Annotated in this window: 6 protein-coding genes; 2 read left to right on the top strand and 4 right to left on the bottom strand. The window is 70.8% G+C overall.

Going from position 1 to position 7,289, the window contains the following annotated elements; translation table 11 throughout:
- The coding region (locus ADL12_RS24260; protein ID WP_244188032.1) for a serine/threonine-protein kinase at positions 1 to 1,150 on the bottom strand (1,150 nt) is incomplete at its 3' end.
- 240 nt (positions 1,151 to 1,390) lie between these two features.
- Here ADL12_RS24260 and ADL12_RS24255 point away from each other — a divergent pair.
- A complete protein-coding gene (locus ADL12_RS24255) occupies positions 1,391 to 2,116 on the top strand; it encodes a hypothetical protein (RefSeq protein ID WP_062705105.1) in 726 nt (241 codons plus the stop codon).
- A gap of 106 nt (positions 2,117 to 2,222) precedes the next feature.
- On the opposite strand, the gene ADL12_RS24250 is transcribed toward ADL12_RS24255, so the two are convergent.
- Positions 2,223 to 2,801 carry a biotin transporter BioY gene (locus ADL12_RS24250; RefSeq protein WP_062705103.1) on the bottom strand — a complete coding sequence of 193 codons (579 nt, stop codon included), beginning with the start codon at positions 2,799 to 2,801 and terminating at the stop codon, positions 2,223 to 2,225.
- A gap of 464 nt (positions 2,802 to 3,265) precedes the next feature.
- Between ADL12_RS24250 and ADL12_RS24245 the strand changes: the two genes are divergently transcribed.
- On the top strand, positions 3,266 to 4,663 hold the full coding sequence (locus ADL12_RS24245) for an amino acid permease (RefSeq protein ID WP_062705101.1): 1,398 nt from the start codon (positions 3,266 to 3,268) through the stop codon (positions 4,661 to 4,663).
- Here ADL12_RS24245 and ADL12_RS24240 read toward each other — a convergent pair whose 3' ends face one another.
- Both ADL12_RS24240 and ADL12_RS24235 read right to left on the bottom strand, forming a co-directional pair.
- Complete coding sequence (locus ADL12_RS24240; protein WP_062705099.1) at positions 4,664 to 6,820, bottom strand: tetratricopeptide repeat protein; 2,157 nt, start codon at positions 6,818 to 6,820, stop codon at positions 4,664 to 4,666.
- Positions 6,817 to 7,236, bottom strand: a complete 420-nt coding sequence (locus ADL12_RS24235) for a hypothetical protein (protein WP_062705097.1) — start codon at positions 7,234 to 7,236, stop codon at positions 6,817 to 6,819. The genes ADL12_RS24240 and ADL12_RS24235 overlap by 4 nt, the downstream gene beginning before the upstream one ends.
- Between the last annotated feature and the right edge of the window lie 53 nt (positions 7,237 to 7,289).

The raw sequence follows: 7,289 nt of genomic DNA, 5'->3' as shown, positions 1-7,289 counted from the left end.
GGTCCGGCTCGGGCGCGGGGCGGTCGGGGTGGGGCCCGCCTGTGGCTTCGGGCTCGGGGCGCAGTGACGGTTCAGGCCGACGTACGGCATCGGACTCGGAGTCGGACTCGGAGTCGGACTCGGACTCGGACTCGGACTCGGAGTCGGAGTCAGGGACCGGTTCGGCGCCTTGGGCATCCACGCGCCCGCCCGTCGGACCACTCGGCGACCCGACTTCCGGCACGGAAGCGCCCGATGCCTCGGGTTCGGGCTCGGGCTTGGGCTCGGGCGCCGAACCATTCGCAGGACCCCCGGTCTCCGCACCCAAGCGCCCCGGATCAGCCTCAGTCCGTGCCGCGCCCTCTCGGGGCGCCCCTCCCCCGACCACCGGCATCGTCGGTGTGGGCGCCGGAAACGCCACCGGCTGCAGTGCCGTCTCCAGGTCGTCGAGGCCGGGGCGGATGGACGGGTCCTTCTCCAGCAGGGCCGCAAGGATGCCCCGCAACGGGCCTGCGTTCGGGGGGAGTTTGGGCTCCTCGTACAGGACCGCGTGCAGGGTTGCCAGGGTCGTGTCGCGGGTGAAGGGGGAGCGGCCGGCGAGGGCCGCGCTCAGGGTGGCGCCCAGGGACCAGACGTCGGACGGGGGGCCCTGGGGGCGGCCGGAGATGCGCTCGGGGGCCATGTAGTCGGGGGAGCCGACCAGCATGCCGACCATGGTGAGGGCCTTCGCGTCCTGGATCGCCGCGATACCGAAGTCGGTCAGGACCACCCGGCCCCGTCCGCGCGCCACTTCCGACTCCACCAGGACGTTGCCCGGCTTGATGTCCCGGTGGAGCACGCCTCGGGCGTGGACCTGGCGCAGTGCCGCCACCAGACCCAGGCCGATCCGGGCCGTCTCGCACGGGCCCAACGGGCCGTCTTCCGCCATGGTGCGTTCCAGGGAGCGGCCGGCCACCAACTCCATGACGATCCACAGGCGTTCGCCCTCGTCGACCACGTCGTAGACCCGTACGACGTTGGGGTGGTCGATCCTCGCCGTCGCCCGCGCCTCGCGCAGGGTGCGTTCACGGCGCGTGCGTGTGTCCTCCGGGTCGAGGCCGTCGATGCGCATTTCCTTCACGGCGACCAGGCGATCGAGCATTTCGTCGACTGCTCGCCACACGCGCCCCATTCCCCCCTGGCCGATACTCTCGACCAATCGGTAGCGCCCCGTCACCAGTAAACCCGGAAGCCCACCGTTTCTCGTGTTTCCCGTATTCCCCGGCAATCCGCTGCACCCCCTCCGCCGCGCCTCGGACATCCCCGACTGAAACACAATGGTCACACTTCACGCCGTACCAGCATAGTGCGGAGAAATCTTGTGGTAGCTCTTCAAGTACTGCGAATTCAGGCGCAGGCAAGGGGGACGAACATGAGTTCTCGTCACACGACGGCCATCGCGGGATCGCTGGTCGCAGCATCTTTCTCGGCAGTGCTGATCCTTTCCGCCACTGCCGGCGCGGACGACCAGGGACCCGGAAGCAACAAGGGGGGAAAGGTCATCGACGAGGCGCCGGCAGGGGGCAAGCTGACCACTCTGCTGCCCGAAAAAATCTCGGTGGACAACAGTTCGCAAGAGACCGAAATCACCGCCACGGTGAAGAACGAAGGGACCGAGGACAGCGGAAAGATCAGGCTTTTGGTCGTCGGTTTCGACGGCCTGACGGTCAAGAATGTCGAGGGCTGCTCGGCGATCGAGAAGAGCGGTCTTCCGGAGGGCTCGAACAGTGGTTTCAGCTGCCCCATCGACAATCTCCCGGCCGGTGAGTCGAAGTCGTACGCCGTCGACGCGACGTACGACCTGAGCAAGGCCGGGAAGATCTGCCTTCCCGTCCAGACCGGTGACGGCAAGAAGACGTACTGGCAGCAGGGCCCGGTGCCGTTCGGTACGACGAACCCCTCGCCCGACGCCCCGGCCACCCCGCTACTCCTCGGCACCGACAACAAGCCGGTCGCACCGGGCGCCGACGAGCTGCCCAAGACCGGACTCGGCCGTGACGTCCTGCCGTTGGGCGCGGCCGGCGCGACGCTGATCGCGGCGGGGGCGGCCGGGTTGTGGTGGTCCCAGTTGCGGCGGCCGAGGCGAGAGGCGAACTGAGCCGTATCCGGACCGCGAAACGCGAAAGAGGCTCACCGGGTTGAAGTCGCAGCGCGACCCGGCGAGCCTCTTCCGCAGGAACTACGGCATCACAGGAACCACGGCGTCAGCGGTTGATCAGCTTCCAGGCGGTGGGCAGCGCGCCCATCGCCAGGGCTGCCTTCAGGGCGTCGCCGATCAGGAACGGGGTGAGGCCGAGCGCGATCGCGTCGGACGCCGACAGGTCGACGGCCAGAGCCAGGTAGGGGACGCCGATGGCGTAGATGATCGCCTCGCCCAGCAGCATCGCGCCCGCCGTGCGCAGCGCGGTGCGGTCGGCGCCGCGGCGGGCCAGGGCGCCGACGACGGTGGAGGCGAGGATCATGCCGAGGATGTAGCCGAAGGACGGGGCCGCGGCGCCGGAGGTGCCGTCCGCGAACCACGGCACGCCCGCGATGCCCGCGAGGGCGTACAGCGCGAGGGAGAGGAAGCCGCGGCCGGCGCCGAGGGCCGTGCCCACGAGCAGCACCGCGAGGGTCTGGCCGGTCACCGGCACCGGGGAGCCCGGCACGGGCACGGAGATCTGGGCTGCGAGGCCCGTGAACGCGGCGCCGCCGAGAACGAGGGCCGCATCCCGGACGCGGGAGGCGGGGAGCAGGTCGGCGAGGACCTCTCCGGGACGGGCGGTGGCGGCAGCGGTGCTCATGGGGACTCCGCGGGTGAGTGGGCAGGTTGGGACACCGTGACGCTAACCCGGGGGGCTCACGCCGATCTCCGTCGGCGCTCGACAAAGGGTGGAGCGAAGGCTTGGTGGGCTCTGAACAAAGGGTGCCGGTTACACCGGGTACGGCGTGATACCGGTCACTGAGGCAGTGACGTTTCGCTCACTTCACCGGTTGCCGACCGGACTGTTGGATCTCGCCAAACGAATCCTAGTGGCCTGGTCGGATTCACCCGGCGCGGCCGCCTGTTCACAACTCGCCAGAACATCCTTTGCCGCCGCTGGTCCGAGAACCAGCTACACGCCGGTCGTCGCGTAACCGTCGGTTCACGCACAGTGCGGCGAGTGTCCGCATACTGGGCAGTCTCTCCTTGTGAGCGGAGAGGCTGCCCAGACTGTGGGCGTTTTTGCCCTCTCACGCCCTCTCACGCATTGGACGAGCCGCGCCCATGCACAGCACCTCCACCCAGACGCCCCCGCAGGCGGACGGCGTCTCCCCCGGTCTGAACCACGGCCTCAAGCAGCGCCACCTGTCGATGATCGCCCTCGGCGGTGTCATCGGCGCGGGCCTGTTCGTCGGCTCCGGCGCCGGTATCGCCGCCGCCGGCCCTTCGATCGTCGTCGCCTACGTCATCTCCGGCCTCCTCGTGATGCTGGTGATGCGGATGCTCGGCGAGATGTCGGCCGCGTACCCGTCGTCGGGCTCCTTCTCTGCGCACGCCGAACGGGCGATCGGACCCTGGGCGGGCTTCACGGCCGGCTGGTCCTTCTGGGTCCTGCTCTGCACAGCCGTGGGCCTGGAGGGCATCGGCGCCGCGAAGATCGTCACGACCTGGCTGCCGCATACGCCCGAGTGGGCGTGGGTGGCCCTGTTCATGGTCGTCTTCTGCGGCGCGAACCTGGCCGCCGTGAAGAACTTCGGCGAGTTCGAGTTCTGGTTCGCGGCGCTGAAGGTCGGCGCGATCAGCCTGTTCCTCGTCCTGGGCGGGCTGGCGATCGCCGGCGTCCTGCCGGGCACGGACGCGCCGGGCACCGCGCATCTCACCGGTGAGGGCGGCTTCCTCCCGCACGGCACCGAGGGCCTGATCATCGGCCTGCTCGCCTCGGTCTTCGCCTACGGCGGCATGGAGACGGTCACCATCGCCGCCGCCGAGTCGGAGAACCCGGTCAGCGGCGTGGCCAGCGCGGTCCGTACGGCCATGTGGCGCATCGCCCTCTTCTACATCGGCTCGATGGCGGTCGTCGTCACCCTCGTCCCCTGGGACTCCAAGGAGATCGTCGACAAGGGCCCGTACGTCGCCACCCTCGACCACCTCGGCATCCCCGGCGCCGGCCAGGTGATGAACGTCGTGGTGCTGGTCGCGCTGCTGAGTGCCATGAACGCCAACATCTACGGCTCCTCACGCATCGCGTACTCCCTCGTCCAGCGCGGGCAGGGACCTGCGGCACTGGGCCGCGTGTCGGGCGGCGTCCCGCGGATCGCCGTCCTCGCGTCGTCGGTGTTCGGCTTCGTGTGCGTGGTGCTGAGCTACTGGCGGCCGGACGACGTCTTCCCCTGGCTGCTGAACATGATCGGCGCGGTGATCCTCGTCGTCTGGATCTTCATCGCCGTCTCCCAGCTGCGGCTGCGGCGGCGGCTGGAGCGGGAGACGCCGGAGAAGCTGGTCGTGCGGATGTGGGCGTTTCCGGTGTTGACGTGGGTGGCGCTGGCGGGGATGGCGGCGATCTTTGTGCTGATGGCTCGGGAGGCGGATACGCGGGTGCAGCTGTATTCGACCGGGGGGATGACGGTGGTGCTGGCGGGGGTGGGGTACGCGTGGCAGCGGGCGCGGGCGGCGAAGGGCTGATCAGCTTTCCGCTTCGGCCTGCCAGGCCGTGAGCCACTCGTGGTTCTCCACGACGAGCGGGTGCTCGGGACCGAGCACCCGCTCTCGGCGTTCGATGACCTCCTTGAGCGTCCCGACGGCCTCGTCGAACCGTCCCAGGCCATGGGCGACCCGGGCTTTCAGGCACAGGGCGGTGAGGGTCAGCGGGTGATCGGGGCCGTGATTCCGGATGTGGTCGGCCAGCACACTGCCGGTCAGGGGATCCGCTTCCGCGTGCCGTCCCAGCTCACGCAGGCTGTCGGCGTAGGAGTGACGGGCCACCGCCGTCGTGGGGTGCCCCGCCGGCAGCTCGCGCTCGCACGCGTCGATGAGCGCTGCGGCCTCGGTCTCCAGCTCGCGCTCCCGGCCTGTCGCGCTCAGCAGCTCCAGCAGGCTCGTCCAGGTGTCCAGCGTCTCGGGTGAGTTCTCCCCCAGCAGGCGCCGCTGCCCGTCCAGTGCCCGGCACAGGAAATGTTCGGCCTCCTCCATGCGGCTGAGGAGGGCCAGCGGTTGCCGGAAGTATCGGTAACTGCGCAGCGTGTCCGGGTGATCGGGGCCGAGGGTCTGTTCGCGGCGTTCGATGACCGTGCTGAACAGCTCCGCCGACTCGGCCCAACGGCCCATCCGCGTCAGCGCCTTGGCCTGTGCGTCCTGGGCGTCCAGCGTCACCGGATGCAGGGCGCCGAGCGCGGTGTCCGTCACGCGTACGACGTCGCAGGCCAGGGCCAGGGTGGCCGGTCCGTCCCCCGCCTCGTGGACGGCGCGGACCACCCGCACCGCCAGTGCGGCGGTGCGTTCTCCAGGTTCCGCCTTCAGCAGGGCCACGGTGTGCGGGGCCAGCAGTGTGAGCCGGGTTCGGTTCTCGGCCGTTTCCGGCAGTGCCGCCTCCAGCAACCCGGCCGCCGCCTCCGCCAGCGCCGGCCGCTGCCCCCGCGGGATCCCGGCCGCGACGCTGTCCAGCAGTACGCCGTGTGCGCGGACGCAGCGGACCGCGTCGGCGACGACGACCAGTTCGGCCAGGGAGTGGTCGAGCAGTCCCCGTAGTGCCGGTTCCACGCGCGCCGGTTCGAGCCCCTCGATGGCCACCGCTGCCCGGGCCACCGGTGCCAGCACCTCCAGGGGGACCGGGTCCGCGGCCAGCAGCGAGAGCAGTCGTAGCAGCGTCGTGGCCTCCGGCAGGCCCTGTTCCGTCAGCGTGTCCAGGGACAACTGCCAGGTGCGGCCCACCAGATGACGGGACTGGTTGCCGCCGTGTCCGGCCGTACCCCGGTCCACTATGGCCGTCGACTCCTCCGCCAGCTTGCGGTCGTACTCGTCCATGGACCACGACTCCAGTAGCTGGTGGGCGAGATGGGAACCGGCCAGGGTGAGCGCCAGCGGGAGGCGGCCGAGGCGTTCGGCGACCTTGCGCGCGGAGTCCAGGTCCCCGGTGTCGGGCGCCAGGTCGCACAGGACCTGGGCCGCGTCGTCGAGGGGGAGGACGCCGAGGGCGTGCCGGGAGACGCCGGGCCCGCGCCACAGCGGGGAGCCGGCGTGGCGGGTGGTGATCAGGACCGTGCCACGCGGGCTCGTGCGCAGCCAGGCTCCGTCCTCCAGTACGCCCGGGTCGTCGGCGTTGTCGAGGACCAGCAGCCAGGGGTCGCAGGAGTGGTCGAGGTAGTGCCACACCAGGTCCGCCGCCGCTCGCTGTCCCGTCGCCGCTGCCGCCAGCTCCCCCGCCGAGGCGCCCCGGTCGCCCGCGACGGCCAGCATTCCGGCGCGCAGGGACATCCGTTCGGAGGCGTTGACCCACAGGCCGACCCGGCCATGGCTGCGGACGGCCTCGGTGAACAGCCAGTACGCCAGTGCCGTCTTGCCGCAGCCGCCCATGCCGTGCACGACGTGGGCGTCGCCGCCGGGTCCGGCCACGGCGGCGGCCAGCAGTTCGCGCAGTTCCTCGCGGTTGCGAAGAATGCCGGGCGGGCGGCCCACCAGCGGCATCCGCACGGAGTCGGGGCCGGCGGGGCTCGCAGGCCGCGTGCCCCCGAAGAGTGGTCCGGCGCCCGGGTCGTAGTGGTGGTGGTGCTCCTGGATGTGCTGGTCGCCGGTCGTCTGGAAGATCCGGCCCTGCCCCGAGGCGCGGGCGCCGAGTTCGTTCATCGCTCCGTGATGTGCTGGTCGCGGCCGGCCTGGTAGACGCGGCCGCTACCGGAGACCTCCGCGTTCAGCCGGATCTCCACCGAAGGCTGCCGCTGCGGGAGCGCAGGACTCAACTCTGCCAGTATGCGGCGCAGTTCGTCGGCGACCTCGGGCTGCGCGATCAGCAGTCGGCGGACCCGCGCCTGCCACTCGGCGGTCAGTTCGGCCTCGGTGTCGGTGTCGCCCGACTGGCGGGCGAGGAGCAGGTCGTCGCGGGTCGCTTCGAGTTCGCCGCCGACCGCCTCCGCACGGGCGGGCTGGAAGCGCTGCCAGAGGGCGACCACGCCGTCACGGGCGGACTCCCAGGCCTGACCGGCCATCAGCGCCACCACCGTCGTGCCCGCCGTGCGGGCGAGTTCGGCGATCTCGGGACCCATGACACCCCTCCCTACGAGTATCGATAGTAGATCGCGCCCACCCGGCGGCGCAC

Origin of the sequence: Streptomyces regalis (assembly GCF_001509475.1) — a bacterium.
GTDB lineage: Bacteria > Actinomycetota > Actinomycetes > Streptomycetales > Streptomycetaceae > Streptomyces > Streptomyces regalis.
Note: the sequence above shows the minus strand (reverse complement) of the source record. Positions and strands in the feature narration are given on the sequence as shown.

Excerpts from the sequence above, each read along its gene's own strand:
- ADL12_RS24255 (WP_062705105.1), top strand. The coding sequence starts at position 1,391 with ATGAGTTCTCGTCACACGACGGCCATCGCGGGATCGCTGGTCGCAGCA.
- ADL12_RS24250 (WP_062705103.1), bottom strand. The coding sequence starts at position 2,801 with ATGAGCACCGCTGCCGCCACCGCCCGTCCCGGAGAGGTCCTCGCCGAC.
- ADL12_RS24245 (WP_062705101.1), top strand. The coding sequence starts at position 3,266 with ATGCACAGCACCTCCACCCAGACGCCCCCGCAGGCGGACGGCGTCTCC.
- ADL12_RS24240 (WP_062705099.1), bottom strand. The coding sequence starts at position 6,820 with ATGAACGAACTCGGCGCCCGCGCCTCGGGGCAGGGCCGGATCTTCCAG.
- ADL12_RS24235 (WP_062705097.1), bottom strand. The coding sequence starts at position 7,236 with ATGGGTCCCGAGATCGCCGAACTCGCCCGCACGGCGGGCACGACGGTG.